This window comes from Kitasatospora sp. NPDC087861 (assembly GCF_044742585.1).
Classification (GTDB): Bacteria; Actinomycetota; Actinomycetes; order Streptomycetales; family Streptomycetaceae; genus Kitasatospora.
The window spans coordinates 18,468-43,266 of the sequence record NZ_JBIUUS010000007.1 but is presented as its reverse complement, the minus strand read 5'-3'; the positions used below and the strand labels follow the sequence as shown (position 1 = coordinate 43,266).

26 protein-coding genes and 2 pseudogenes are annotated in these 24,799 nt (G+C 72.3%); 12 read left to right on the top strand and 16 right to left on the bottom strand.

Annotated elements, in window-relative coordinates; genetic code table 11:
* The first annotated feature begins 239 nt into the window (after positions 1-239).
* Together ACIOJE_RS12555 and ACIOJE_RS12550 are read left to right on the top strand one after the other, a co-directional pair.
* Complete coding sequence (locus tag ACIOJE_RS12555; protein WP_400775598.1) at positions 240-878, top strand: ATP-dependent Clp protease proteolytic subunit; 639 nt, start codon at positions 240-242, stop codon at positions 876-878.
* 1 nt (position 879) lies between these two features.
* Positions 880-1,482 (top strand): ATP-dependent Clp protease proteolytic subunit, encoded by a 603-nt coding sequence (locus ACIOJE_RS12550; RefSeq protein ID WP_280677310.1) that lies wholly within the window; start codon positions 880-882, stop codon positions 1,480-1,482.
* Between the two features lie 62 nt (positions 1,483-1,544).
* Here ACIOJE_RS12550 and ACIOJE_RS12545 read toward each other — a convergent pair whose 3' ends face one another.
* Complete coding sequence (locus tag ACIOJE_RS12545; RefSeq protein WP_280677308.1) at positions 1,545-1,970, bottom strand: helix-turn-helix transcriptional regulator; 426 nt, start codon at positions 1,968-1,970, stop codon at positions 1,545-1,547.
* A 249-nt stretch (positions 1,971-2,219) separates the two neighbouring features.
* Between ACIOJE_RS12545 and ACIOJE_RS12540 the strand changes: the two genes are divergently transcribed.
* Positions 2,220-2,666, top strand: a complete 447-nt coding sequence (locus ACIOJE_RS12540; protein WP_400775595.1) for a hypothetical protein — start codon at positions 2,220-2,222, stop codon at positions 2,664-2,666.
* Positions 2,667-2,720: 54 nt separating this feature from the next.
* Here ACIOJE_RS12540 and ACIOJE_RS12535 read toward each other — a convergent pair whose 3' ends face one another.
* The 3 genes from ACIOJE_RS12535 to ACIOJE_RS12525 all read right to left on the bottom strand — a co-directional run bounded on the left by ACIOJE_RS12535 (position 2,721) and on the right by ACIOJE_RS12525 (position 5,946).
* On the bottom strand, positions 2,721-3,713 hold the full coding sequence (locus tag ACIOJE_RS12535) for an alpha/beta hydrolase (RefSeq protein ID WP_400775592.1): 993 nt from the start codon (positions 3,711-3,713) through the stop codon (positions 2,721-2,723).
* Positions 3,714-3,922: 209 nt separating this feature from the next.
* Entirely contained in the window at positions 3,923-5,068 is a 1,146-nt protein-coding gene (locus ACIOJE_RS12530; RefSeq protein ID WP_280677302.1) for an NADH:flavin oxidoreductase, read from the bottom strand.
* A gap of 257 nt (positions 5,069-5,325) precedes the next feature.
* Positions 5,326-5,946, bottom strand: coding sequence for an L-threonylcarbamoyladenylate synthase (locus ACIOJE_RS12525; RefSeq protein WP_280677300.1), 621 nt, complete (start codon positions 5,944-5,946; stop codon positions 5,326-5,328).
* A gap of 428 nt (positions 5,947-6,374) precedes the next feature.
* Between ACIOJE_RS12525 and ACIOJE_RS12520 the strand changes: the two genes are divergently transcribed.
* A complete protein-coding gene (locus ACIOJE_RS12520) occupies positions 6,375-6,884 on the top strand; it encodes a hypothetical protein (protein ID WP_280677298.1) in 510 nt (169 codons plus the stop codon).
* A gap of 123 nt (positions 6,885-7,007) precedes the next feature.
* On the opposite strand, the gene ACIOJE_RS12515 is transcribed toward ACIOJE_RS12520, so the two are convergent.
* The 3 genes from ACIOJE_RS12515 to ACIOJE_RS12505 all read right to left on the bottom strand — a co-directional run bounded on the left by ACIOJE_RS12515 (position 7,008) and on the right by ACIOJE_RS12505 (position 9,812).
* Positions 7,008-8,216, bottom strand: a complete 1,209-nt coding sequence (locus ACIOJE_RS12515) for a PP2C family protein-serine/threonine phosphatase (RefSeq protein ID WP_280677296.1) — start codon at positions 8,214-8,216, stop codon at positions 7,008-7,010.
* Between the two features lie 330 nt (positions 8,217-8,546).
* Entirely contained in the window at positions 8,547-9,104 is a 558-nt protein-coding gene (locus tag ACIOJE_RS12510; RefSeq protein WP_400775587.1) for a hypothetical protein, read from the bottom strand.
* Between the two features lie 315 nt (positions 9,105-9,419).
* The gene (locus ACIOJE_RS12505) at positions 9,420-9,812 is read right to left on the bottom strand and encodes a nuclear transport factor 2 family protein (RefSeq protein ID WP_280677292.1); all 393 of its coding nucleotides are present in this window, start codon (positions 9,810-9,812) and stop codon (positions 9,420-9,422) included.
* Positions 9,813-9,930: 118 nt separating this feature from the next.
* Between ACIOJE_RS12505 and ACIOJE_RS12500 the strand changes: the two genes are divergently transcribed.
* Positions 9,931-10,386, top strand: coding sequence for a MarR family transcriptional regulator (locus ACIOJE_RS12500; RefSeq protein WP_280677290.1), 456 nt, complete (start codon positions 9,931-9,933; stop codon positions 10,384-10,386).
* A gap of 381 nt (positions 10,387-10,767) precedes the next feature.
* Here ACIOJE_RS12500 and ACIOJE_RS12495 read toward each other — a convergent pair.
* The 4 genes and pseudogenes from ACIOJE_RS12495 to ACIOJE_RS12480 all read right to left on the bottom strand — a co-directional run bounded on the left by ACIOJE_RS12495 (position 10,768) and on the right by ACIOJE_RS12480 (position 13,784).
* Positions 10,768-10,858: pseudogene (locus tag ACIOJE_RS12495) on the bottom strand.
* Between the two features lie 71 nt (positions 10,859-10,929).
* Complete coding sequence (locus ACIOJE_RS12490) at positions 10,930-11,661, bottom strand: hypothetical protein (protein WP_280677288.1); 732 nt, start codon at positions 11,659-11,661, stop codon at positions 10,930-10,932.
* Positions 11,662-12,593: 932 nt separating this feature from the next.
* Positions 12,594-12,941 carry a hypothetical protein gene (locus ACIOJE_RS12485; RefSeq protein WP_400775583.1) on the bottom strand — a complete coding sequence of 116 codons (348 nt, stop codon included), beginning with the start codon at positions 12,939-12,941 and terminating at the stop codon, positions 12,594-12,596.
* Between the two features lie 183 nt (positions 12,942-13,124).
* Entirely contained in the window at positions 13,125-13,784 is a 660-nt protein-coding gene (locus tag ACIOJE_RS12480) for a TetR-like C-terminal domain-containing protein (RefSeq protein ID WP_280677286.1), read from the bottom strand.
* Positions 13,785-13,896: 112 nt separating this feature from the next.
* Between ACIOJE_RS12480 and ACIOJE_RS12475 the strand changes: the two genes are divergently transcribed.
* The gene (locus ACIOJE_RS12475) at positions 13,897-15,114 is read left to right on the top strand and encodes an alpha/beta fold hydrolase (RefSeq protein WP_280677284.1); all 1,218 of its coding nucleotides are present in this window, start codon (positions 13,897-13,899) and stop codon (positions 15,112-15,114) included.
* 24 nt (positions 15,115-15,138) lie between these two features.
* Here ACIOJE_RS12475 and ACIOJE_RS12470 read toward each other — a convergent pair.
* The 3 genes and pseudogenes from ACIOJE_RS12470 to ACIOJE_RS12460 all read right to left on the bottom strand — a co-directional run.
* Positions 15,139-15,291: pseudogene (locus ACIOJE_RS12470) on the bottom strand (transposase); the annotation flags it as partial.
* A gap of 79 nt (positions 15,292-15,370) precedes the next feature.
* Positions 15,371-15,847: a hypothetical protein gene (locus ACIOJE_RS12465; protein WP_400775581.1), complete on the bottom strand. Its 477-nt coding sequence runs from the start codon at positions 15,845-15,847 to the stop codon at positions 15,371-15,373.
* 39 nt (positions 15,848-15,886) lie between these two features.
* The gene (locus ACIOJE_RS12460) at positions 15,887-17,275 is read right to left on the bottom strand and encodes a cytochrome P450 (RefSeq protein ID WP_400775578.1); all 1,389 of its coding nucleotides are present in this window, start codon (positions 17,273-17,275) and stop codon (positions 15,887-15,889) included.
* A gap of 190 nt (positions 17,276-17,465) precedes the next feature.
* Between ACIOJE_RS12460 and ACIOJE_RS12455 the strand changes: the two genes are divergently transcribed.
* Entirely contained in the window at positions 17,466-17,651 is a 186-nt protein-coding gene (locus tag ACIOJE_RS12455; protein WP_400775575.1) for a hypothetical protein, read from the top strand.
* A gap of 419 nt (positions 17,652-18,070) precedes the next feature.
* Here ACIOJE_RS12455 and ACIOJE_RS12450 read toward each other — a convergent pair whose 3' ends face one another.
* Positions 18,071-18,466, bottom strand: a complete 396-nt coding sequence (locus tag ACIOJE_RS12450) for a hypothetical protein (RefSeq protein WP_400775572.1) — start codon at positions 18,464-18,466, stop codon at positions 18,071-18,073.
* A gap of 103 nt (positions 18,467-18,569) precedes the next feature.
* Here ACIOJE_RS12450 and ACIOJE_RS12445 point away from each other — a divergent pair, with 103 nt between their 5' ends.
* Together ACIOJE_RS12445 and ACIOJE_RS12440 are read left to right on the top strand one after the other, a co-directional pair.
* Positions 18,570-19,154 (top strand): hypothetical protein, encoded by a 585-nt coding sequence (locus ACIOJE_RS12445; protein ID WP_400775571.1) that lies wholly within the window; start codon positions 18,570-18,572, stop codon positions 19,152-19,154.
* Between the two features lie 2 nt (positions 19,155-19,156).
* Positions 19,157-19,597 carry a nuclear transport factor 2 family protein gene (locus ACIOJE_RS12440; RefSeq protein WP_400775569.1) on the top strand — a complete coding sequence of 147 codons (441 nt, stop codon included), beginning with the start codon at positions 19,157-19,159 and terminating at the stop codon, positions 19,595-19,597.
* 249 nt (positions 19,598-19,846) lie between these two features.
* Here ACIOJE_RS12440 and ACIOJE_RS12435 read toward each other — a convergent pair whose 3' ends face one another.
* Positions 19,847-20,614, bottom strand: a complete 768-nt coding sequence (locus ACIOJE_RS12435) for an SDR family NAD(P)-dependent oxidoreductase (RefSeq protein WP_400775567.1) — start codon at positions 20,612-20,614, stop codon at positions 19,847-19,849.
* 571 nt (positions 20,615-21,185) lie between these two features.
* On the opposite strand from ACIOJE_RS12435, the gene ACIOJE_RS12430 reads away from it, so the two are divergent.
* The 3 genes from ACIOJE_RS12430 to ACIOJE_RS12420 all read left to right on the top strand — a co-directional run bounded on the left by ACIOJE_RS12430 (position 21,186) and on the right by ACIOJE_RS12420 (position 23,995).
* The gene (locus ACIOJE_RS12430) at positions 21,186-21,677 is read left to right on the top strand and encodes a signal peptide protein (protein ID WP_280677268.1); all 492 of its coding nucleotides are present in this window, start codon (positions 21,186-21,188) and stop codon (positions 21,675-21,677) included.
* A 986-nt stretch (positions 21,678-22,663) separates the two neighbouring features.
* The gene (locus ACIOJE_RS12425) at positions 22,664-23,038 is read left to right on the top strand and encodes a transglycosylase SLT domain-containing protein (RefSeq protein ID WP_280677266.1); all 375 of its coding nucleotides are present in this window, start codon (positions 22,664-22,666) and stop codon (positions 23,036-23,038) included.
* 549 nt (positions 23,039-23,587) lie between these two features.
* Complete coding sequence (locus ACIOJE_RS12420) at positions 23,588-23,995, top strand: hypothetical protein (protein WP_400775563.1); 408 nt, start codon at positions 23,588-23,590, stop codon at positions 23,993-23,995.
* Positions 23,996-24,799 lie beyond the last annotated feature (804 nt).

Sequence of the window (24,799 nt, the reverse complement as noted above, 5' to 3'; positions counted from 1 at the left end):
GCGTCGTCGCGGAGAACTTCGTCGCGGGCCCCGGCAGGCCCGAAGCCGCCCCGGCGGAACAACCCCCGGGCCGGGGTGCGGTGGTGATCCGGCGGGGCGATCCCCGGTACAGCCGCCCAAGGGCCGAGCCGTCGGCTCTGCCCGTGGCGAATCTGCGGTGGGCAGAGAAAACGCGTCCGGGGGTCTTCCGGGGCCAAGAGTGGGTGTCGACGGCATCCCCGCCTCGACAAGGAGACCAGATGACTCCCCTCACCACGTTCGCGCCCCGCGCGGAGGAGGGCGGCACACCGCCCAGCCGCTTCGACGATCATCTCGCGGCACAGTTGCTCGCCCAGCGGATCGTCCTGCTCGGCACGCAGGTCGACGACGTGTCGGCCAACCGGGTGTGCGCGCAACTGCTGCTGCTGTCGGCGGAGGACCCGCGCACCGACATCAGCCTGTACGTCAACAGCCCCGGCGGGTCGGTCACCGCGGGTCTCGCCATCTACGACACCATGCGGCTGATCCCGAACGACGTCTCGACGCTGGCGATGGGGTTCGCCGCCAGCATGGGCCAGTTCCTGCTCACCGTGGGGGCGCCCGGCAAGCGGCTCGCGCTGCCGAACGCGCGGATCATGATGCACCAGCCCTCGGCGGGCATCGGCGGCACCGCCGCGGACATCGAGATCCAGGCGGAGAACCTCCAGTTCACCAAGAAGGCCATCGAGCGGATCACCGCCGAGCACACCGGGCAGAGCGAGGAGACGATCGCGCGGGACGGCGACCGGGACCGCTGGTTCACGGCCGAGCAGGCCAGGGAGTACGGGATCGTGGACCGGGTGGTGGAGTCGGTCGCCGACATCCGCCCGGCCGCGTCGCGCCGACGGATGGGGTTGTGACATGGGGTCGTACACGGTTCCCTACGTCATCGAGCGGACCGCGCAGGGCGAGCGGTCCTACGACGTCTTCAGCCGGCTGCTGAACGAGCGGATCGTCTTCCTCGGCACCGAGATCGACGACGGGGTCGCCAACGTGGTCATCGCGCAACTCCTGCACCTGGAGTCGGAGAACCCGGAACGCGAGATCTCGATCTATCTCAACTCGCCCGGTGGATCGTTCACTTCGCTGATGGCGATCTACGACACGATGACGTTCGTGCAGGCGCCGATCTCCACGTTCTGCGTCGGTCAGGCGGCGTCGACGGCGGCGGTGCTGCTGGCGGGCGGGGATCCCGGGCGACGGTTCGTGCTCCAGCACGCCCGGGTGCTGCTCGGCCAGCCGGCCAGCGGCGGCAGGCAGGGGACGGTCTCCGACCTCAGCCTCGCGGCCAAGGAGGTGGTCCGCATCCGCTCGCAGGTGGAGGAGGTCCTGTGCCGGCACACGCATCACGACGTGGCGACGCTGCGCGCGGACATGGACCGGGACAAGGTGCTCACCGCCGAGGAGGCCGTCGCCTACGGGCTCGCCGACGAGGTGCTGAGCCGACGGCGCGTATTCGCCTGACCCCGGCCGGTCCGGCGGCGGTGCGCACCACCGCACCGCCGCCGTACCGGCCGCCGTCTCGGTCAGGCGGCGAGGCAGAGCCCGTCGTGCCGCGCCGAGGGCCGGTTCCCGCCCACCCGGCTCCGGGCGTGCCGGGCCAACTCGTCCTGGGCGAGCGAGAGCAGGTCGGTGAGGCCGAGCCCGAGCGCCCGGGCGGCGGCCGCGAGCACCTCGGAGGAGGCCTCCTTGAGCCCGCGCTCCAGCTCCGACAGGTACGGCATCGAGATCCGGGCCGCCTCCGCGACGTCCTTCAACGTGCGCTCCTGGGCGAGCCGTTCGCGTCGCAGCGCATCGCCGACGAGGTCGCGCCACAGGGGCTCCCTCGGCGCGGGCGCCGGCGACGCTCCCGCCGGTCGCTGCGGGGCGCGGGTCGCCCCACCGGAACCGGGCGACGAGGCGTGCGGGCGCAGGGGGATGACGCGGGCTTCGTTCGGCGCATGAGTGCTCACCCCTTCAGCCTAGGGATCCGGGGCGCCGGGGGAAGGGAGCGGCGTTCTGCCCTGGGTGAAGCCGTGCGGCGCACTCCGCGGCGCGGCCACCACGGCGAGCGCAAGCCGCACCCGAGCGACTCATCCGACGAACGGTCGGGTGTCGATCGAGTCCGCGCCGGACTTCGTCCCCCACCCTCACCCGGGCACGCGCCCCTACGCTGGTGCCGGGCACCCGGCCCGGGCGCCCACAGACCCCGGGGGGACCGCGTGATCCGCGTACAGCGACGCACCTACACCCTGATCGCGTGGCCGTGGCGCGTCATGTCCTGGGCGCAGGCGCCCGAGGGGCTCGAGTTCACCCTGTACGACGTCCTGGACGACGTCGTCCAGCCGGTGGTGCGCGGCGTCGAGGTGCCCGGTTCCCCGCAGGACGCCGCCCGCTGGAAGGTGGCCCACGACGCCTGCCAGGACCTGCTGCGCCACGCCGAGGACGTCGTGCGCCACGCCCACGGCGTGCGCTGCAAGCCCGGCTTCATGGTGGACCACCGCACGGTGCGCCTGCGCCGCTACGGCCTGATGCCCGGTCGCAAGGCCCGCTCCCGGCGGCTGTTCGCCGAGTGCGAGACCCGGATGCGGGCGGCCGAGGAGGCCTACCGGCCGATCCTCGACGAGATCGAGTCCCGCCTCGCGCGGACCCCTGCGGACCCGGCCTGACGCCGTCGCCGCCGGGGCGGTCAGTCGCCGTCGCCGTCGCGGGGCGGGCCGGGTTCACCGTTGGAGGACGCGCCGCAGCCAGTGGGTGCGGGCGTCGTGGGCGTCGTGGGTGAGGGCCGCGTGCGGGGCGATGGTGTCGAAACCGTGGCAGGCGCCGGGCCACACGTGCAGTTCGGCCTCGCCACCCGCCTGCCAGATCGCGTTGGCGTAGGCGACGGCCTCGTCCCGGAACGTCTCGGCGGACCCCACGTCGACGTACGCCGCAGGCAGCCGGGACAGGTCGGTGGCGCGGGCCGGGGCGGCGTACGGCGAAAGGTCGGCGGCGCCGTACCGGTCGCCGAGCAGAGCCTGCCAGGCGGTGGCGTTGGAGGTGCGGTCCCAGGTGTCGTGGCCGGCCATCTGGTGGCCGGAGAAGGTGTCGCCGCGGTCGTCGAGCATCGGGCTCAGCAGCAGCTGGCCGACCGGCGCCACGGTGCCGCGGTCGCGGGCCAGCAGGGCCAGGGCCGCGGCGAGCCCGCCGCCGGCGCTCTTGCCGCCGATGACCACGCGCCGCGCGTCCACGCCCAGCGCGTCCGCGTGCTCGGCCGCCCAGAGGAGTCCGGCGTGGCAGTCCTCGACGGCCCCGGGGAAGCGGGTGCGCGGCGCCAGCCGGTACTCGACGGACACGACCGCCAACCTCAGGGGCAGCGCCCACGCGCGGAGCAGCCGGGGCAGGACGGACCACGCGTTGCCCGTCACCATCCCGCCGCCGTGCAGGTAGTACAGCAACGGCAACGCCTCGCGAACCCCGGTGGGCCGCGCGCTGACGAGCGTGACATCGCCCTCGCCGTCGGCCCGCGCCACGCGCACCTCCTCCACCTCGAACCGGCCGCCGTCGCGCAACCGGTCGAGCGTCGGACGGGGCCGGGCGGCGGCGTCCCGCTCCTGCCACGCCGTCAGGCACTGCGGCGTGAGCACCTCCCGCGCCCGCTCACCAGCGGCCACCACCGCGGCCCGCACCTGCGGATCCAGGGGAGGCACGCGCCGCGCCGCCGATCCACCCACCATCAGAACCCCCGCGCCGAGGGGCGCCCGGCAGCGCCCCGACCGGTACAGCCTGCCAGCCCCACCCGGTGCGGCTCCACCCGTTCGGGGTGACGCCCGGCGCGGGGGCCGGGCGTCACCGGTGGCAGCTCGGCGTTGTGGACGCCGGGGATCGGCCCGCACGGCGGGTCCGGTCGGACCGCCGTGCGGGCCGGGGCCTCGGGGTGCGGTGGTCAGCTGAGGGTGCGGGTCGCGGCGGCGTCGTAGGGGCGCAGGTCGGTGAAGCGGCCGGAGAGGACCTTGGCGGCCCACTGCGGGTCCTGGAGGAGGGCGCGGCCGACGGCGACCAGGTCGAACTCGTCACGCTCCAGCCGGTCGAGCAGGTCGTCGATGCCCTGGACCGGGGCGCCCTCGCCCACGAAGGCGCGGACGAAGTCGCCGTCGAGGCCGACCGAGCCGACGGTGATGGCGGGTCGGCCGGTGAGCTTCCTGGTCCAGCCGGCCAGGTTGAGGTCCGAGCCGTCGAACTCGGGGACCCAGTAGCGGCGGGTCGAGGCGTGGAAGGCGTCGACGCCGGCCTCGGCGAGCGGGGCGAGGATCGCCTCCAGCTCCTGAGGGGTCTCGGCGAGGCGGACGTCGTAGTTCTCCAACTTCCACTGCGAGTAGCGGAAGATCACCGGGAACCCGGGGGAGACGGCCTCGCGCACCGCGGCGACGAGTTCGGCCACGAACTTCGTCCGGGCGACCGGGGCGCCGCCGTAGGCGTCGGTGCGGCGGTTGGTGCCCGCCCACAGGAACTGGTCGAGCAGGTAGCCGTGGGCACCGTGCAGCTCGACGCCGTCGAAGCCGATCCGCTCGGCGGCCGTGGCGGCCTCGGCGAACGCGCCGATGACGGCGTCCAGGTCGGTTCGGGTCATCGCCCGCCCCGTTCCCTCGGTGCCGTCCAGCCGGATGCCGGACGGGCCGACGGCGGGGGCGTCGGCGAACGGCGGGTCGCCCTGCTTGCGCGCCATGCCGATGTGCCAGAGCTGCGGCACTATGGTGCCGCCCGCCGCGTGGACGTCCGCGGCGACGCGGGCCCACCCGGCCAGCTGGTCCTCGCCGTGGAAGCGCGGGATGTCGTCGCTCTGGCCGGCGGACTCGTGGCCGACGTACGTCCCCTCGGTGACGATCAGGCCGACGCCTGCGGCGGCGCGGCGGGCGTAGTACGAGCGCACGTCCTCGCCGGGCACGCCGCCCGGGGAGAACCTGCGTGTCATCGGCGCCATCACGATGCGGTTGGGCACGGTCAGCCCGTTGATCGTGACGGGCCGGGACAGGATCTCGGCCGCGCGGGAGGCGGCGGGGTCGGCGGACGCAGCGGGCTCGGTGACGGTCATGGGGATTCCTCGCGGGTACCGGTGGTGTGCGCCGGAACGGAAGTGGTCGCCCGTGCCAACCACCTTGACGGCCTTCGCATTTCGTCGGCCGCGCCGACCCGGCTGTGATCCGCGCCACTGCCCCGGTCCGCCCTCCCGGTCCGCCCCCGGTCGGCCGTGCCCGCGTGCCCGCGTGCCCGGGTGCCCGCCCGAGTCGGCCAGGGCCGGAGGCCGCCCCCACCCGCCCTCGTCACAGCCTCGTCAGCCGGACCGTGTCGTCACTCGAAGCGGGTGGGGTCGCCGGCCCCGCGTCGCACGATCTCCGCCGCGCCGCCGGAGAAGTCGACGACCGTCGTCGGGTCCGTACCGCAGTCGCCGGAATCCACCACGGCGTCCAGCACGTGGTCGAGGCGCTCCTTGATCTCCCACCCCTGGGTCATCGGCTCGTCCTCGCCGGGCAGCAGCAGGGTGCTGGAGACGAGGGGCTCGCCGAGTTCGGCGAGCAGGGCCTGCGTGACGACGTGGTCGGGGATCCTGACGCCCACCGTCTTCTTCTTCGGGTGCATCAGACGGCGCGGGACCTCCTTGGTGGCGGGGAGGATGAAGGTGTAGCTGCCCGGGGTGGCCGCCTTGACGGCGCGGAAGACGGCGTTGTCGATGTGGACGAACTGCCCCAGCTGGGCGAAGTCCGCGCACATCAGGGTGAAGTGGTGGCGGTCGTCGAGACGCCGGATCGACCGGATCCGTTCGAGGCCCTCGTGGTTGCCCATGCGGCAGCCCAGGGCGAAACAGGAGTCGGTCGGGTACGCGATGAGGGCGCCGGAGCGGAGGCTGTCGGCCACGGTGCCGATGGTGCGGGCCTGGGGGGTCTGCGGGTGCACATCGAAGTACTTCGCCATTGGCCGACCCTACGGGATCCACCCGGCCGACCCGGGCCCGGCGCGCTCCGGGCGTGTACTCGCGAACACTGCGGGCCACCCCGTTCGGAGACGACGAACGGAACACGGACTCTCCGTAGGCCGGTTGTCGGTAGACAACCGATCAACAACCGATACCCAGAACGCCGTTGGAAGCGGCTCGTGAGGCAGTGCCCACCGGGGCGATTGCCGTCGGCGTTCGTGCTGACCACGGGACAGGCCGCGGGTAGCCGCAGTCCGTCCCCGTGCCGGGGAAGATACGGGTCCTCGGCCCCCGCCGGCCGCGCCCGTGCCGCCCTGTCGCACCCGGCGCCGGCCGAGAAGGTCGTTGATCGCCTGTCTACCCGCACTGCCTAGCGTCCTTCCCCGTACCCGGCCCGACCCGGGCCGTCATCGAAGGGAGAACTCTCGTGCTGCGCAAGACCCGCGCCTTGCTGACCGGTTCAGTCGCCGTTCTGGCCCTCAGCCTCACCTCGACCACCTTCACCGCCAACGCCGCCGGGGACCAGAGCGGCATCGACGCCTGCGCCCGCGAAGCCCAGCTGGCGGGCTTCGCGAAGGACAAGTCCGGCGAGGGCCGCAACGACGACGCGATCTACGCCGTGGCGATCGCCATGGCCGAGTCCGGCTGCAACCGCCTGGCCGTCCACACCAACCTCCCCACCGACCCCGACCCGGGTACCAAGGACCTCGGTGCCTGGCAGATCAACGAGCGCTGGTACCCCGAGGTCCACTACCACGACGCCGAGGTCGTCACCGCCGAGAACTGGCAGGACATGGGCTGGTCGGCGCGCAAGGCCTTCAAGATCGACAACGACGGCACCGGCCGCGGCTGGGCCTCCTGGGCGGCCTGGCACCTGGGCACCTACCAGCAGTACCTCGGCCAGGCGCGCGACGCCGTCTACCGCGTCTGGCAGTGACGCCCCGCCGCGGGTGACCACCTCGACACCCGCACCCGCCCGGCCACCCCTGGTGCCCCCACCCGGCACCAGGGGCGGCCGGGCGGGGGCGGACCCGGCGCCCGCACCTCGCGCCATCCCGCGTCACTGGTGCTGCGGGCGCCATTCGAAGAGCAGGATGGTCGCGTCGTCCCGCAGCTGGTTGCGCTGGTGGTCGAGGATGGCGTGGATGAGCAGCCGCAGCACCTCGGCCGGGCGCTGGCCGGCGGCGGAGGAGCGGATGATGAAGTCGGTGAACCGGTCGAGGCCGAACTCCGCACCGTCCGCGTCGCGCGCTTCCACGACACCGTCGGTGTAGAGCAGGACGCAGTCGCCCGGTTCCAGTGTCGTCTCGTGGACCTGCCGGGCTGCCGGGGCGAGGTGGCCGGCCAGGCCGATCGGCGGCTGCGGGGGGCTGTTCAGCGCCCCGTCGAGCACCCGCTTGGCACGGATCAGCAGCGGTGGAGGGTGGCCGCAGTTGACCCAGTGCAGCACCCCGGTGTTCGCGTCGAGCCGGCACAGCACGCCGGTGCAGAAATGGTCGGGCAGCCACCGGGCGAGCGCCTGGTCGACGGAGCCGACGACGTCGGCCAGCTCGCCACCGCCGCGGCGGGCGTTGCGCGCCGCCGCCATGGCGACCGACGTGGTCAGGCCGGAGGACAGATCGTGGCCCATGGAGTCGAGGATCATGGTGTGCAGCACGTTCTTGACCACCGAGTGGTCGAAGGCGTCGCCGGCGGCGTCGTACGCCGGTTCCAGGACCGCGGTCGAGACGCACCTCCTGCTGCCGATGGTGTGGGGTGGCAGGAAGGCCCGGAGCATCTCGGTGGGTAACCGCATGGTCGCGGTGCGGGTGCGGGCCGCGAGCCAGTCGCTGTAGCCGCGTTTGGAGGTGATCAGCATGGCGAAGAGGTGGGCCAGCATCCGGCTGCGGCGCATCCGCACCCCGTCGAGCGAGGCGGTCCGCACCGCCAGCACGCCCAGCCGCTCCGCACCGTCGACCAGAGGCATCCAGACGATCACGCTGTCGCCGGCGTCGTTCACTCGCGGGGAGACCGTGCGGTACGCCAAGCCGGCCGACGAGCGGTCCACCGACAGCGGCTCCAAAGCCTCGTTGAGGGGGATGAGGAGCCGTTGTTGCAGGTCGACGAGGTAGATCAGCGCGGTGTCCAGGTCGAGGGCCGAGGCACACCGGTTCGCCAGATCGGACAGTTCGACCGGCAGGGCCGTCTGTGCCTCGATGATCAGCGCTTCCAGCCGATTCTCGTTGACGGAGGCGTCGGGACCGGTGGACGCGTGCGGTGGCTCCGACACGGGATCACCCCTTCCGTGCCCAGTTTCACACCGATCCCGGCCGCTCTCACGTCAGGCACGATCGCGCCGAGTGCGGCTCCGGCCGGGGCCTGGCTGGCCGGAGCCGGGCCCCGGCCCGCCGTGCGGACCTTGGCACGGCCAACCCGGCGACCAGAGCCCACCGAAGTCACGGGTGTGGCCGGTGGCGGTTGGCTGGCGCGGTTGCCGGACGTGGGCCGGACGCGGCGAGCGGTGCCGCGCCCGGCCCAGGGCGGGCCGGGGCCCGGCCCGTACTCCTGCGGCCCCTCGGGCAGCGGGGGTACGGGCCGGCGTGCGGCCGTCCGGGCGGGGTCAGCTCGGGAAGGGCCAGGTCGGGCACCACGGCCAGGTGATCTGGCCCGGGTAGGGCGGGCCCCACGGCGGGCACGGGGGCAGGGACGGCGTCGACTGGGCGGTGGTCCACAGGACTTTGCCGTTCAGCTGGACCGCGATGGCGCCCTCGTTGTAGACGGCCAGCTCGGCGCCGGGGTGGCCGCCGGTGTTGCTGGCCCACAGCGGGGTGTTGTCGGCGGCGTACACGACGAGGTTGCCGTCGCCCTGCATGACCAGGATGTTGCCGTTGGGGATGGCGCCCTTGGCGACCCAGATCGGGGTGGTGTCGCGGTACAGGACGACGTTGCCGTCGCCCTGCATGGCCAGCATGATGTGGCCGTTCGGCGAGTACCAGGCCTGGTTGCGGTTCAGCAGGCTGTTCATCGGGATGTGGGTGGGCTCGGTCAGCGCGGCGGCCACGGCGGGAGCGGCGGCCGGAACAGCCGGTGCGGCGTCGGCGATGCCGGTGGCGACGGCGCCGAGCCCGATCGTGGTGAGGGCGGCCAGGGCGGCGACCCGGGAGCGGAGTCTGGACATGGGTTGGCGTGAAGTCCTTTCGAGCAGTGGGAAGTTGACGGTGCATCACGATCTCTCGCGGCGCCGTACCTCACGCTAGGGCTGCGGTGTGCCGTCGAGCGGCAGGTCCAGCGGCAGCTTCCCTCCCGCCGCCGAGCCGCCGTCTCTGCCCGTGGCGAATCTGCGGTGGGCGGAGACGACGCTCCCGTTGGTCTTGCGCGGCCGGCTGCTCAGGGCGTCGATGCCGGGGTGTCGTCGAGCCGGTCGGGGAACGGCAACTGTTTCACGGCGGCCTCCTGAGGGGTCGGGGGCGGGAGGAGGGGCGGGAGGCGGGGTTCAGCGGGCGCTGCCGAGGTTCCGGTCGCCGTCGGCGCCTTCGAGCAGGAGGGTGGTCTCCTCGATGCGGCGGAAGCGGCCGTCGGGGGCGAACTCGGCGAAGAGGTAGACCTCCATGCGGACGGTGGACCCGTCGGTCTTGACGACGGTCATGGTGTGGCGGTCGGCGTAGCGGTCGCCGGCCGCGAGCTCGTCGTGGACCTCGACGGAGCCGTCGGCGACGACCGTGCGCAGGTGGGCGATGTGGGTGAGGAATCCGGTGCGGTCGGCCCACTCGCCGTCGGTGCGCTGGCGGTAGTCGGGGGCGAAGTGCCGGTCGGCGGCCTCGTCCAGGTCGAGGCCCGGGGTGAGGAGGAGGTCGGTGAGGGCGGCGCGGACGTCGGTGCGGTTCATGGGGATTCCTTCGGGTGCGTGCGGGGGCGGCCCGCCGTGGATCGATCGGTGATGCGTGCCTTAAGCACGCTTGTGACTGTACCGGAAAAGCGTGTGCGGCGCACGCTAATCTGGAGGGGTGAAGAACTCGACAGGACAAGACATCGCCGAGGCCCTCGGGCTGCTCCTACGGCGCAGCACCCGCGCCCGGCTCTACACCCACCTGACCGAGGGACTGGGGGAGGCCGTCGACGACCTCACCTACCCGGTCCTCAGCGGCCTGGCCCGCACCGGCCCGTCCAGCGCCGCCGACCTCGGCCGCGAGATCGGACTGGACCGCACCACCGTCACCCGCCGCGCCGACCGCCTGGAGCGGGCCGGCCTGCTCCAGCGCCGGCCCGACCCGGCCGACGGCCGCGCCACCCTGCTCGCCCTCACCGACGAGGGCCGCGCCGTCATCGCGGCCACCCGGCAGCGGCTCGCCGCCGGCATCGAGGACGCGCTCGCCACCTGGCCGCAGGCCGACGCCCAGGCCTTCGCCCGCCTCCTGCGCCGCTTCCTCGACGACGGCCCCTTCGCCGCCGGCCGCGACTGACCGTCACCGGCCCGGCCGGTGCGCCCGGGCCTTCGGCGCCGGCCCGGTCGAAGGCCCGCTCAGCGCGCCGGTGGTGACCGCCACCCGCCGACGGCCACGGAAAACGCGAGAGGACCCGGGAGCGTAGCCTGCTCCCGGGCCCCTGTTTGCCGCCCAATTGCGCACACCGGCACGTTTAAGGGTGGCGGATCAGATTGAAATCGACGCGTTCTGCCTTTGAACTACCGTGCCACGGAGCGGCACAGACAGGACTCGAACCTGCATTCGTCGACATTCGTCCGCACCCGGTCGATCCGGTGTTCGGCGGCGAATGCTGAGACTGGAGCGAGAGCCTGAGATTCACGGGGCCCGCCTCTGCCTGGCTTGGGCTACCCCGGCCGGTGGTGCCGGGGGGAGGACTCGAACCTCCACGGTGACCCCTGGTCAGCTTCAACATCAGTGTCAGCTTTTCGCACCGCGCAGCGCCCCCGCCCGGTCTCCCGGGACGGGGTCCTTGCGCGCTCGGTGCACCCGCCCGGCTCCCCGGGCGGGCGATCGAAGAGGCTACCGGAACAGGTAGCCGAAGACGGCGTCGCCCACCCGCTGGTCGGTGACCTCGACGGCGTTGGCCTCCTCACGGGCGAACTTGACCGCCTGCTGGAGCTTCTCCACCCGCTCGGCGAGCTCGTTCACCCGGCGGGCCGGCAGCGCGCCGGAGAACTTGACCGTAGTCCAGTAGCCGACCGCGATGTCCTCGTAGTAGACCTCGACCTGGGCCGGGTGCTTCTCGGTGGCCTCGGCCTTGACGTGGTTGCGCGGCACCTTCTTGGTCCGGATGGTGCGCACCGGCTCGGTCTTCCAGGAGTCGGTGGACGGGTCGAGGTTCCATGACTCGGAGGCGTCCAGCACCGGGAGCTTCTTCATGAAGGTGAACAGGTCGGTGAGCTGCTTCTCCAGGAACAGCAGGTACGGCACCGGCACCTGGGCGAGGAGCACCTGGCCGTCCACCACCACGTCGGCGCGGGCACCGATGTTGGCCCAGTCCTTGGTGGCCGTGACGTCGAAGAGCCGGGTGAGGGTGCTCGCGGTGGACCGCAGGATGTCCTCGGCCTTCAGCTGCACACGGGTCGACTCCGGCGGCAGTTGCTCGCCCTCCTCGTCCTTGGGCTGGTAGGTGCGGGAGATCCCGGCCAGCAGCGCGGGCTTCTGCAGGTCCTGGTGGGCCTGCGTCAGCTCCTGGAAGGACTTGGACTTGACGCCCTTTTCGACGGCGATGATCTGGTTCAGCTTTGCCACGCCGTGGACGCTACCAGCCTCGAACGGAACGGCGACACCCGATTTTTCGATCGAGCAGCCGTCCCGGTAAGTCTCCTGACACAGCCGCGGGTTGACGTCCGGACGGACCGGAGGCTCACACGTCTCGTGGTGAACCGGCCCGGGCGCAAGCGCCGGGCGGGCGTCCCCTCGACACCGGTTCGGTGGGCCGGGCCCGTGCGCCGAGGGGCCACGTGCTGCCGCAGTGCTCGTTCGCCGGCCCCGCCACCGTGGCGCGCGTTCCCGGGCTTCGCCGGCTGCGGCCCGCCAAGGCTGGAGACCGCCTCCTGTAGGCGAATTCCAGGGGGCGGCCTTCCGGGTTTCCTCAGGGTCCGGGGAGCGTAGCGCGGGCCACTGACACTGATACTCCTGACCGGTCCCCGGTGGGCGTGGCTCTGCCACTGACTGACGCCCTGCCGGTCTGTCCTCCGGTTGTTCTGTCCGGCCGTCGGGACCCGTCCCCGAGGCCCCGGCCGGGCGGAGCCACCTGCTGGCGCGAGACCGCCGGGAAGGGCGTGCCGCCGTGGCTTCCCCGCGGTGCCCGGGCCGACCTCGGCACGCTCGTCACCAGGTTGGGCGCCGAGTTCGACCGCCGGGCCGTTCTCCTCGGCTCCCACCTTGTCCGGACAGCCCCGTTCGGTGCCCACGGGTACCGGCACCGGCGATTCCTGGAGACCTGAGGGCCGGGCGGCTGCAACCGCCTGGCCACTACCGCGTCTGGCCGTGACGCCCCGCCAACCGCGCACGGCCCGCAAACGCGGGCGAGGCCCGGCACCCGAACGGGTGCCGGGCCTCGCCCGACAGTGGAGCGCCAGGCCCGGGTTGCACGGACTCTCCCTACTGAAAGTAGGGCGTGCTCTGGTAGCACCGCTGACGCCTGACGAGGAATCATCTCCCTCGCGACGAGAAGAATACTAGCAGGTCAGCGGCCCACTATCGAAGCCGGGACGCCGGCGGCGCGGTGGCGGGAGGTTGGGCGTGCCGCGGGGGGCCACGTACTTGGGGGCGTGGTTGAAGAGCTCGGCGATCGCGCCGTCCTTCTGGTGCGGCCAGTAGGCGGCGAAGATGTCATAGGTGCGTCGGCCGAGCAGGAGGGCGTCCGTGCCTTCGTACGCGGTGAGGATCTGTGCCCCGGTGGCCTCGTCGATCAGGGGCGCCTGCCAGCCGCCGAACGGGAACCCGACCGGGTCCTCGTCGGGGCCGCCGGGCGCCTGCCCGACGAGGTCGAGGGTCGTGAACAGTTCGATGTGGATGAGGCCCATGTCTGTACTCCCGATTCCTCGCCGAGTACATGCCCACCGATCGTGGAAGCGCGCACCGTGCCCTGACCACGCCACCTGGGCGGGACGCCGCACCGGGACTCCCGCCCACGGTGGATCACCGGACCCGTCCGGCCCGTCCGGCCCGTCCGACCGGCCCGCGCCGCGTGGTGTGAGCCCTGGGCGTCAGGCGCTGAAGGCAGCGAGGAGCTTGTCGGTGAGGCGGTCGAGGTAGTCGGGGGCGGTCGGGGTGTGGATGACCGCCAGGCGCCAGTAGAGCGGGCCGGCGAGCAGGTCGAGCGCGAGTTCGCGGTCCACGTCGGCGGGGAGTTCGCCGCGGCCGACCGCCCGTTCCAGGAGCTGCGTGGCCTTGGCGCGGCGGGTGTCGCGGACGGTGGTGAAGAGTGCCTCGGCCAGTTCGGGGCTGCGGCCGCCCTCGGCGATCAGGTCGGGGATGATCCTCGCGGGAAGCCGCTGGTTCAGCGCGTCGGCGACCTCCGTGAGGAAGGCGAGGACGTCGCCGCGCAGGGTCCCGGTGTCGGTGGGCCCGGAAGCGTCGACGGCGACGGCGGCGACCAGGTCGACGGTCATGTCCAGCTTGGACGCCCAGCGGCGGTAGATGGCCGCCTTGCCCGCACCGGCGCGCTTGGCGACCGCTTCCAGGGACAGCCGCGCGTATCCGGCCGACGCCAGTTCCTCGAAGAAGGCGGCGGCGATCGCCTCGGTCACCGAGTCCTGGAGCACGGGTCCTCCGGGGAGCCGGCGCCCGGGGGAGTGGCCGGAGGCGGGCGCGGACGCCGGGGCCGGGGCCGGCGGCTGGGGCTGGGGCGTGGGAGAGCTGGACATGTCCCGAACCTACACGAGGCGGAACGGTTGCGTCTCGACTCGGTGCGGCCTATCGTCATTCGAAGACGAGACGGAACGGTTCCGTCTCGACAAGTGTTCTGGGGTGTGCACCATGCGATTCCTGTACGAGGACGAGTCGTTCTCCTTCGAGGCACTGCGCGCGGCCGGCTTCGCCGGTGACGGCGGCGCCGACCTGGGCGAGGTCCTGGCCACCCTGCGCAACGTCGGCGAGGGCGACGAGGAGGCCTGGCTGCGCGAGTGGAAGAACACCGCGCAGCGCGTCCACGCCATCGGCACCGGCGCCCTGACGGCCGGCCACAGGGTCAGCGCCCGCGAGGCCCTGCTGCGCGCGTCGAACTACTACCGCACCGCCGAGTTCTACCGCCGCGACGACCCCGCCGCCGACCCCGAGGCCAAGACCCTCTCCGCCCTGTCCCGCGAGACCTTCGCGACCGCCGCGGCGCTGATGGACACCCCCGTCCAGGCCGTACGCATCCCCTACGAGGACACCAGCCTGCCCGGCTACCTCTTCCTCGTCGACGACTCCGGCGCCCCCCGCCCGACCGTCATCTTCACCAGCGGCTTCGACTCCACCCTGGAGGAGGCCTACTTCGTCATCGGCGCGGCCGCGCTGCGCCGGGGCTACAACGTGCTGGCCTACGACGGGCCCGGCCAGGGTGCGGCGCTGCGCGAGCAAGGACTCGTCTTCCGTCCGGACTGGGAGGCCGTGGTCACCCCGGTGGTCGAGTACGCGCTCACCCGGCCCGAGATCGCCCCCGACCGGCTCGCACTGCTGGGCTACAGCCTCGGCGGCTACCTCACCGCCCGCGCCGCCGCCCACGAACACCGCCTGGCCGCCCTGGTCCTGGACGACGGCCTCTACGACTACCACGACGCCCACACCCGGTTCATGCCCCCGTTCCTGGCGGAATGGATCGAGGCCGGGCGCGACGACCTCGCCAACCCCGTCGCGAGCCTGCTCATGCAGGGCAGCACCCAGCTCCGCTGGGCCCTGCGCAACGGCGTGTGGGCGTTCGGCGCCGACTCCGTCGCGGACTACATCCGCCGCACCGCCGACTACACCCTCGACGGCGTCGCCCACCTCATCGACTGCCCCACCCTCATCCTGGACGCCGAGGACGACCAGTTCTTCCGCGGCCAGCCCCAGCGTGTCCAGGCCGCACTGACCTGCCCCCACACCCTGATCACCCTCCCCGAGGCCGAAGGCGCGGGCGAGCACTGCCACATGGGAGCGATGTCGCGCTTCCAGCAGATCACCTTCGACTGGCTCGACACCACCCTGACCCCGGCCCCCACACCCGCCGCCTGACCACGCGGAACCCGCCCCTTTGCCCACGTCCACGGCCAGCACGAGCCGCCCGTCGCCGGCCCGGGGTTGCGGGAGCGCGGCCGGCGTCCGCCGTAGCCGCACCGCGTCGGTCCGGCCGCGGTTGAGCGCGTCGTCAAGCGCACCGTGCCCACGTCGGTGCTCGGCCACCAGCGTCAGGGGTCATCGAAGATCCCCACCCCTGCTTAGGGGGCAGGACAGGCCTGCTCACCTGACCTCCCCAGCCCCAGTGCGCCGACTACTGCCTCCAGACGACAACGCCGTCACGCACAACCAACGGCTCGACCTGGTCCGATTCGTAGAACCGGATCCACCCGAGGCGCACGCTGCCGTCGAGCTGCCGATGCCTGTCGTCGGCCTTGGCCGCAAGCCAGCTGAGCAGCTTCCCGGTGTCACCGAATTCGTCGGGGTGGATCTCCTGCCGACTGGTCAGGGCCCATACGCCGCACCAGGTGTCCTCCCGGCGATGGAAGGCGGAGACGAGTGCGCCGCTCACCTTGTGCGCCTCGCCGTGACGGCCCAGAAGGGGCTGGGGGTGGTTGTCGATGACGAGTTCACCGTCGTCGTCCTCGCCCCAGTACGGAAACGTGGTCACGATTCGGAGCGCCTCCGGTTCGGGGCCGAGCCCGAGGTGCCATCGGAGCTCGACGAGGTCGTCCTCGGACAACTCGTCGCGCAGGTCCAGCGTGAGGGTGAGTTCGAAGATGTCTGCCATGGCCGCACACGCTAACCCTCACCGCTGACAGCCCGCCCCTCACGGCTCCGGTCGGCATCCTCGTACGGGCGGGACGCTGCACCGATTCCCGCGGCGGCGCCGGTCAGGAGCCGGCCGCAACTCCGCTGCGGCGACCGCTGGCCGGCCCCGTGCGGTCCGGGGGCCCAGGCGTACGGGGAGGTCCTTCATGTGCCAGTTGAGCGGGTTGGTGCCGCGTTGCAGGGATCCCGGATCGACGGCGAGTTGCAGGTCGGGTACACGGTTGAACAGCGCGGCCAGGGCGACGGCGGCCTCCTCTTGGGCGAGGTGTGCGCCCAGACAGCGGTGGGCGCCGTACCCGAATCCGAGGTGGGGCTCCCTGCTGCGGCGGGTGCGGCCGAGGTCGAGGCGGTCGGGATCGGTGAAGGCGGCCGGGTCGCGGTTGGCGGCGGACACGATCGGAAGGACGGCTTCTCCGGCGCGCACCGGGGTGGCACCGACGGTGGTGTCACGGGTGGCGTAGCGGGGCAGCGCGCGCACGACGGGACCGCAGTAGCGCATGAGTTCGTCGACGGCGTGCGGCATGAGGGTGGGGTCCTCGCGCAGCAGGGCGAGTTGGTCGGGGTGGGTGAGGAGTGCTTCGGTGCCGTTGGCGATGAGGTTGACGGTCGTGATGTGCCCGGCGACGACCAGGTTGGTGATGAGCGAGACGAGCTCGTCGGTGCTCAACCGGTCGCGGTGGTGGGGCGCGAGCAGCTCGGAGATGAGGTCGCCGCCGGGGGCGGCGGTGTGGAGTTCGATGAGGACGTGGGCGTCGGCGACCATGCCGGCGAGCGCGTCGCCCAGCTCCTCACCGCAGGCGCCGGCGGCCAGTGCGGCGCTGCGATCCCGCCAGCGGTCGCGGTCGGCTTCGGGGACGGCGATGAGTTCGCAGATGACGGTGATCGGCAGCGGCCGGGCGAAGTGTTCGATCAGGTCGACGACGCCGTTCTCGGCGTGGTCCGGCAGCTGATCGAGCAGGTCGGCGGCGATGGCCTCGATCCTGGGACGCAGCGCGCCCACGCGGCGCGGGGAGAAGGCGGCGGCGACCAGGCCGCGCAACCGGCGGTGGTCGGAGCCGTCCGAGTCGAAGATCCCGGCGCGCAGGTACTTCTCGTGCCCTGAGTACATGCCGCGGGCCTGCCAGGTCTGTTCGGTGCGATGGGCCACCGACGCGCCGGGGACGGCCGCGGCGTCGATGGTGAAGCCGGGATCGCTCATGATCGTGCGGATGTCGTCGTGGCGGGTGGCCACCCACATGGGGTCGACGCCCCGTACGCACCCCCGCGTCATCTGCTCGCGTTCACGGATGTGCGCGTAGGAGGTGAACGGATCGCTGACCAGCTCCTGACCGGCCAGGTCCAGCGGTTCGTCGCCGGTCTCGGTGGCGGCCCGGCCTTGCGTCGTCATAGCGGGGTGCTCCCAACGGGCGGTCGTTCCGTGACGGCATCATGACGGCCGGACCGCGCCCCGTTGCCGCTACCGGCGCCAATCCACCCGAACGAACGTATTCGCCCTCGACCCCGAGCACGGAGACGGCCGTCCTTCAGATGCCGGCGGGGGCGTGGTCTGCCTACGCGCCTGCGGGTTCCTGAAGACCTTGGACCCGTCGTGGGGCGGCACCGATCTCACCGCCCCCGCCGACGCCGCCACCCCTACCGACCCGCAGAACGCCCGCGTGGCGGGCCTGCTGCTCGGCACCCGCCTGCCGTCGGTTTCCGGCGGCCCGATCGCCTACGTCCCCACCACGACCACCGCCGACCAGCCCGCCACCGAGGGGGAGTAAGCCCGATGGACCGCAAGACGTACACCGCCGAGCTCGCCGGTCTGCGCGAGCCGCGCGCCGAGATCGCGGCCGCCGAGGAGACGGTCGCGGCCGCGCGGAAGGAGTTGGACAAGCTCACCGCCCAGCGTGCGCGCTGGGTGGCCGGGCTCGCGGGGTACGAGGGAGCCCAGGCACCGGCCATCGCGAAGGCTTCGGGCCTGTCGGTCGGTGACGTCGTGCGGATCGCCCCGCTGCTGGACCCGACCCCGGCCGCCGTCCGTGCCGCCAAGACCGACGACCAGGCCGTCACCGCCGCGCCCGCCCCGGCGCCGTCACCCGTGGCGCAGCCGGAGCCCGCAGGTGCGGTCGCCCCTGTGCTGACCCGCCCCGCCCCCGTCGTCGAGCGGACGACCCCGGTGGCCCAGGCACCGGTGGGGGCCTCAGCAATGGCCGAGGACCCGGCCATCGTTGCCGAGCAGCCCTCCGCCTCGCCCGCCGAGCCCGCCGCCCCCGGCACCTGGGCCGCCGGGGAGACAGAACCCGGCGTACAGGCCAAGTCGTCCCCTGCGGTCGCGTCGGTCCCGGGCACCGCCGTACTGGCCGTTCCGGTCGGGCCGCGTGAGCTGCCGACCGTTCCCGAGGGCCCGGCGGGTGCCAGGTTCGAGGCGGTAGAGGTACGGGCCGTGCGGGCTGCCGGGCGGCACGAGCCCGTTGCCGCACAGGGCGACGTCGGCCACGCCGGGCAGCGGGGCGAGGACCTCCAGGAGCAGTTGGTGGAGGACGGTCAGGCCGGTCTTGCGCCGGGTTCCGTCCAGGCCGGGCAGCCCCATGGTCACCTGCGGAGCCCCTGCGGGCTCGTCATGCCGCACCGGCAAGGGCAAGGTGGTTATCCAGTGGGCTCGAAAGCGGGAACTTCTCTTCCTCGCCGACCATCACGGAATGCGGCACACCCAGCCCACCGGTCTCCTCGTGCCGCACCGGATCGCGGTCGACATCAAGGCCGTCGAAGCCGACCTCGCTGCCCGAGCGAGCATCACCCACTCCATCGTGCGCCCGGCCTGGGTGATGCAGAACTTCACCGACGCCCACCTGCCCGTCGTCAACGGGGCTGTCACGGTCCCCACCGGCAGTGGCACGGAAGCCTTCGTCGACGCGGCCGACATCGCCGCCGTCGCGGCGGAGACGCTCCTCGCCCCCGAGCGCCACGCCGGCGCTCGGTACGCGCCCACCGGCCCGCAGGCGCTCACCGTCGGCGACGTCGCCGATATCATCACCGCCATGACCGGACAGCCCGTCACGCACCAGGACCTCGACCCCGAGGCCTGGATCGGCGGCGCCGTCGCCGCCGGTGTCGTCCCCGCCGACTACGCGGTGATGCTCCGCTGGCTGACCGGCCCCATCATCACCGGCAACGGCTCCACGCCCAACGACGACGTCGAGAAGGTCACCGGCCAGAAGCCGACCGCCTTCGGCGAGTTCGCCCGGCGCAACGCCCACGCCTGGACCTCACCGGCGGCCGTGTGACCATGTCCATCGAGAACCTTGAGGATTTCGTGGCGCTGGACCCGTTCTTCCGGATCATCCAGGAGGGCCTCGAAGGGCTGGTCGACGGGGACCACTTCTTCGACCTCCTGGCCGAGGACGTCGTCGTCGAGTACGTGGTCTCGGTCCCCGGCTACCCGCGCCGAGTCCACGGTCGCCGTGCGGTCGCCGACCTGTACCGCGGCTACGGCGACGTCATGGTCCTGGCCGGCGCGGACGAGTTGGCTGTCCATCATGACCCCGAGGCGTCCGTGGTCGTGCTGGAGTACGCCGTGCACGGGCGGGCGGTCCACACCGGACGCGGCTACGACAACCACTTCGTCTCCGTGATCACCATCAAGGACCGCCAGGTGACGCACTGGCGCGACTACCTCGACTCCGTCGCCGTCTTCCGAGCCCTCGGATGGCCGGCAGAGACCCGCTGACGGGGCGAACCACGGCCTGCCGAAGTACTCGAGCATGCCGCCGCCCTCTCCGTGGTCCGGCATGGGCCTGGCAAGGACGGCGGCCGCAGGTCGGCACTGCTGTCTTTTCCCGTGAACATCGAACAGGGCCCTCCGTGGATGACTCCGGAATCGCTGTCCGTTCCCACCGAAGCCGGTCGCCGTCTCATCCACCCCGGTCGATGCAGTCCGGGCTGGGCAGCTGTCACCCGCTTGCGCCGACCTCGCGATTCACGTGCTCGGGAACAGGGGGCCGCCCGCCAGGAGGCCGCCGTCGACCAGGAGGATGTGCCCGGTGACGTAGCTCGCCTGGTCGGAACCCAGGTACTGGACGGCCTGGGCGATCTCCTCCGGGGTACCCGCCCGGTGCATGGGCAGCGCCGAATCGACTGCGGCACGTACCGTGTCGTCGCCGGTGAACCGGTCGTACATGGCGGTCCGCGTGAAGCCGGGCGCGACCGCGTTGACCCGGATACCGTGAGCGGCGCCTTCGAGTGCGGCCGCCTTGGTGATGCCGACGACGGCGTGCTTGCTCCCGACGTACAAGGCCGCCCCGGGGTAGCCCGTCAGGCCGAAGACGGAGCTGACGTTGACGATGCTGCCTGCGCCCTGTTCCCTCATGACCCGGAACTCGTGCTTCAGACAGAGCAGCGTTCCCTTGACGTTGGTGTCGAAGACGGCCTGGTAGGCCTCGTCGGTCACCTCGGTGACCGGGGCGGGTGTTCCCTCGGTGCCGGCGTTGTTGAAGGCGACGTCGATCCGCCCGAACCGCGCGACCGCGCGGTCGACGAGGTCCTTCACATCGGCCTCGAAGCGGACGTCGGCCCGCACGAACTCGGCCGGGGCGCCGAGGTCGGAGAGTTCCCCGGCGAGCTGCTCACCCACGTCCTCGTGGCGGCCGGAGACCACGAGGTTCGCGCCTTGACGGGCGTAAGCGAAGGCGGTGGCGCGGCCGATGCCGGTGAGCGCGCCCGTGATGAGGACGACGGGATCAGACACGTCGAGGGTCCTTCCTGCAACCACTCAGGTGAACGATGGGCAAGCGGTTCGGAACCCCACGACACCGGGGTCCTCGTCGGGCTGGGGCACATCCCCCGGTACGCCCACAAGGAAGGTGTCTCAGCCGGACGACAGCCGCATCGGACCCGACCGCCGCATCCGTCGAACGGCGGCACTCGACGACCCGTACGGCCCAGGGACGGCGGCCGGGACGTCCGACACCCACTCCGGAGCAGCCACGATCACCACGCACGCCACGGCCGTCTCCGCCGATGAAGCGGTCCGCAAGACCCACCAGGAACACGAGGCCACCCCGCCGGCGGATCCGCCCCCGCCGGCTCTGCCCGGCCGGCAGCCTTGCGTTTCCCGGGCCTCGTGATCGGAGGGCCGTGCGCGGGCCGTCGGTGCGGCGCGGATGCGCGGTGGGCCATCCGTGTGCAGGGTGGATGGGTACGGTCCGGGCTGCCCGGCGGCGGCAGTCCGTCCAGCCGTGGACGCGCTCGGTGGGCGGGTGATTGCCCGGCCGCCGGTGAACTTCCCGGGAGCGCCGTCGACGACCGAAGGAGACGCCATGCCCACCTGGAAGATCCTCCGCCGGGCTCTGGCCCCGGCCGCCCTCGTCGCCCTGTTGGCCACGGTGTTCGCGCTGCCGTCGCAGGCGCTCGCCACGGGGGACTTCGCCCCGCAGGTGGCGGCCGCTGCCGCGCCGGCCTCGTTCGTCGACCTGCCCGACCGGCCGCTGCCGTCCGACCACGCGGCGCACCGGATCACTGTCACCTACCGCAACGACTCGTCGGCGGACCGGTCCGTCGCCCCGCAGATCCTCGTCGAGTCACCGGACAACGGGCCCTTCCTCGCCCCGGCGGACATCAAGCTCGAGGTCCTGACCGGCGGCCACTGGAAGACCGTGCCGCTGGCCAGCCAGACCGGGACGCTGTACACCGACCTCACCCAGGCGAAACTGGTCCTCCACAGCCATCACACCCTCACCCAGCGGTACCGGCTCACCGTCGTCAAGGCCGGCCCGGGTACGGTCCAGCCCAGGGTCGCGCTGTACGCCTGAAACCCCCGGGGCTTCGCCGGCCGCGTGGGCCGCATCGAGATGCCCGGCGACTCGCGCACGGCCACGAACGACGCCGGGATGTCTTCGGAGCGGGGGATGCCGACGGTGACGTTCCAGGGCAAGCCGACTTGGACGTGGTCGCGGTGGTAGCTGCGCCGCCAGCACAGGTTCCATGGCCTGGCCTGCGCCCTCGAGTACGTGGTGGACGGCGAGACCGCCGGCCGGATGCCCCACCCGGCCCACCGGGAGGGCGCCGAGCGCCTCGACGCAGCCGTTCGTGCCTGGCCCAACGAGCACTGGACACCGGCGGGGCGGGCACCAGCCGCCGGTGCCCGCCGCGCCCCGCCGCGCCGTGAGGTCCTCGATGCGGGCGGTGCCGGCGGGACGAGCGTCTCGGTGGCCGACCGGGGTCCTGCGACGGCTTCGCGCCCTGCCCGACTGCCGCCGTGCCGACCAGGGGGCCGACAGCTGTGGCGACGCCCTGTGGTGCCGTTCCCGTGTCGGCCGGGTGTGGTGACGGTCTCAATGGCGGCCGATCGTCGTTGACTCGGTGTGATCGCGGTGGATCGGTCGGTGATGGTGCCGAGGCCGGGGCCGTGAGTGCGCTCACACGCGAATGTGCTGTACGACGACGGATAGTGATGTCCGTTTTGCACCATTTTGAGACTATTTGGTGGGTTGTTGGAGAGTGTTTGCGCAGGCCGGGAGGGGTCGACACGCTCCGGGCGACCCGCCTCTCGAACCGGTGCCGGTCTCTTCGGCTACGACCGCGGATCGTAGCGAGGGGGTCTTGTCGAGTGCCGATCCGGTCTGGCACCTTGGCATTCGTCGCCAGCCACACCGGCTCCTGTCCCGCCGGTGAACGGCTTACCGCCGAGTCACACCCCGCGACCGTTCGGCCCCTGTCCGGCCACGGTCGAAGCGGGGAGTGACACCGGCCCAACCCGATTGAGGTCTTGCTCTTCATGCCCGCTTTCAAGCTCCGTATGCGTACCTCTGCCGCGATTCTTGCCGGTGCCGCCGGTGTGACCGCCCTGGGTGCCGCCGTGGTCCCCGCCGTCGCCTCGGCCGCGGACGCCTCCCCGCAGGCCATCGCCGCTCAGATCGTGCCGGCGGACCAGCTGGCCTCGTTCAGCCAGATCGTCTCCCACGAGTCGGGCTGGAACGTCACGGCGACCAACCCGAGCTCGGGCTCGTACGGTCTGGGCCAGGCGCTGCCGGCCTCCAAGATGGCCTCGGCCGGTGCGGACTGGAAGACCAACCCGTCCACCCAGATCAAGTGGACGCTGGACTACATGAACACCCGCTACGGCAGCCCGAACGCCGCCTGGAGCTTCTGGCAGACCCACCACTGGTACTAAGCCGACCACTCGGCTTCCCCTCACCCCGGGGGCCGGACAGGGGCAACCGGAGTGACCCACGAAGGGCCTGTGCCCGCGCGTCTGCGCGGGCACAGGCCCTCGTGCCGTTTCCCGGCCGCCCGAAGCACCCCGATCGGCAGCAGCGCACCTACGCCGGCGCCCGGCAGCGCATCGCCGGGCGTCGCCGGGCGTCGCCGGGCGTCGCCGGGCGTCGCGTCCGTCGGCGGCCTGACGTCCTGGTCGTGCTCGACCTGCGTCGGCGCCCACACCCGCAGTGCCGGAAACCGAAGTCGAGGGTGTGGTCGTTCTCGCCAGCTTCGCGTGACCGGCCTGTGCACCCTGGCGGCCCCGCCGCTCGTCGCGGTGCTCCGGCGCCACCGCGTCGACTCGTGTTTGCGGTTGGGGTCAGAGGTAGGACTCCGGGGCCTTGACGAGCATCCGCGTGCGGTCAACGCCGACAGTCCGCCGTCACCCGCCCGTGCGATACCCGGCACGCGATCTCTCCGAGACGATAGGCCTGCGAACTGTACGCACCTGTAGGGAGGCCAGATGATCCGTTCCCGTACCGGGATGCGAAACGTGGGGCGCATCGCGGTGGCTGCGTGCTGCACCGCAGTTCTCGCCGTCAGCCAGGCCTCGCTGGCCTACGCCGCCAGCCGAACGGTGAGCTTCGAGTTTCAACACCTGTGGATCACCCCGGAGTTCGAGACCGGCGACGGCGACATCCGCTTCACCGTGAAGAGCTGCAACCGGCCCAAATCGGAAATGACCGTCACCTTGCGCAGCGCCGACGGCATCAACACGGACATCGGCCACAGGACCATCGAGTGTCGCGAGGGAAACGGGGTCGTGTTCGACGGGCTGCGCGGGGGGACGTTCGAGTTCGAACTCGGCAAGCTCGACGACGGCAAGACCTTCAAGGGAACCGCCACCTATTCGTTCCCCGCCCCCAAGTAGCAGCGCTGGCAGCAGGTTGACCGACGGAAGGTCGGCAACGTCGACGCGCGACGCCGGCGCACCATCAAGGCCGTGCCCGACCAGGAGTAAGCCACGCGGCACCTGCCCGAGGGCTGTGGCCAGTCGCGCTCTGTAACGTGCGGTGCTGTAGCGCACCCGGGGCAGACGGAGAAGTCCAACACCCGCGCCGCTCGGTCCTGGGCGCCGCCAGCGCCGTCGTCCCGCTCCGGCGTCGAACCTCGGGCAGCGGGTGCCGCAGATCCCGCAGCGGCGACGCGCCCGGGACCTGAGCCGGACCGCGACCACGATGACCTGCGACTTCTCCTCGAACCGGACGTCCTGCGGAACCGCCTGCGCGCATCCGACCAACGCGTTCAATACCGCTCTTCAGCGACCCACAGATGGAGCAGAAGAGCCCCGAAAGGCCTCCCGCAGGTGCGGCGCCTCGGCACTGAACGCGACCATGGTCTCGGGGCGACGACCAACCTGTTCATCAAGCCCGACCACGCCAGGGCGGAGAGGTCACCACTGGCGCTCTCGCACCCCACGACGACCTCTTCGGCGAGTTCCCTGCCTCGGCCCGCCCCGCGCACAGCCAACCGAGGCCGGTTCCGGGGCGCCGGCTCCCTGGCTCGGGGCACCAGCGGCGCGGAGCCCGGAGCACGGTCCTGCGACCGGCTTCCTCCCTCCCGGAAGGCGGAGACTCCCACCGCAGGTAGCGGGCGGGTGCTTGGGCCGGCCCGCCCGCACCCCCTGGAGGATTGCCGACCGGTCGTCCGGTCCCACGGAGCATCCCGCGGTGGG

Excerpts from the sequence above, each read along its gene's own strand:
- ACIOJE_RS12555 (WP_400775598.1), top strand. The coding sequence starts at position 240 with ATGACTCCCCTCACCACGTTCGCGCCCCGCGCGGAGGAGGGCGGCACA.
- ACIOJE_RS12550 (WP_280677310.1), top strand. The coding sequence starts at position 880 with ATGGGGTCGTACACGGTTCCCTACGTCATCGAGCGGACCGCGCAGGGC.
- ACIOJE_RS12535 (WP_400775592.1), bottom strand. The coding sequence starts at position 3,713 with ATGGTGGGTGGATCGGCGGCGCGGCGCGTGCCTCCCCTGGATCCGCAG.
- ACIOJE_RS12530 (WP_280677302.1), bottom strand. The coding sequence starts at position 5,068 with ATGACCGTCACCGAGCCCGCTGCGTCCGCCGACCCCGCCGCCTCCCGC.
- ACIOJE_RS12525 (WP_280677300.1), bottom strand. The coding sequence starts at position 5,946 with ATGGCGAAGTACTTCGATGTGCACCCGCAGACCCCCCAGGCCCGCACC.
- ACIOJE_RS12510 (WP_400775587.1), bottom strand. The coding sequence starts at position 9,104 with ATGTCCAGACTCCGCTCCCGGGTCGCCGCCCTGGCCGCCCTCACCACG.
- ACIOJE_RS12505 (WP_280677292.1), bottom strand. The coding sequence starts at position 9,812 with ATGAACCGCACCGACGTCCGCGCCGCCCTCACCGACCTCCTCCTCACC.
- ACIOJE_RS12485 (WP_400775583.1), bottom strand. The coding sequence starts at position 12,941 with ATGGGCCTCATCCACATCGAACTGTTCACGACCCTCGACCTCGTCGGG.
- ACIOJE_RS12480 (WP_280677286.1), bottom strand. The coding sequence starts at position 13,784 with ATGTCCAGCTCTCCCACGCCCCAGCCCCAGCCGCCGGCCCCGGCCCCG.
- ACIOJE_RS12475 (WP_280677284.1), top strand. The coding sequence starts at position 13,897 with ATGCGATTCCTGTACGAGGACGAGTCGTTCTCCTTCGAGGCACTGCGC.
- ACIOJE_RS12465 (WP_400775581.1), bottom strand. The coding sequence starts at position 15,847 with ATGGCAGACATCTTCGAACTCACCCTCACGCTGGACCTGCGCGACGAG.
- ACIOJE_RS12460 (WP_400775578.1), bottom strand. The coding sequence starts at position 17,275 with ATGACGACGCAAGGCCGGGCCGCCACCGAGACCGGCGACGAACCGCTG.
- ACIOJE_RS12445 (WP_400775571.1), top strand. The coding sequence starts at position 18,570 with ATGCGGCACACCCAGCCCACCGGTCTCCTCGTGCCGCACCGGATCGCG.
- ACIOJE_RS12440 (WP_400775569.1), top strand. The coding sequence starts at position 19,157 with ATGTCCATCGAGAACCTTGAGGATTTCGTGGCGCTGGACCCGTTCTTC.
- ACIOJE_RS12430 (WP_280677268.1), top strand. The coding sequence starts at position 21,186 with ATGCCCACCTGGAAGATCCTCCGCCGGGCTCTGGCCCCGGCCGCCCTC.
- ACIOJE_RS12425 (WP_280677266.1), top strand. The coding sequence starts at position 22,664 with ATGCGTACCTCTGCCGCGATTCTTGCCGGTGCCGCCGGTGTGACCGCC.
- ACIOJE_RS12420 (WP_400775563.1), top strand. The coding sequence starts at position 23,588 with ATGATCCGTTCCCGTACCGGGATGCGAAACGTGGGGCGCATCGCGGTG.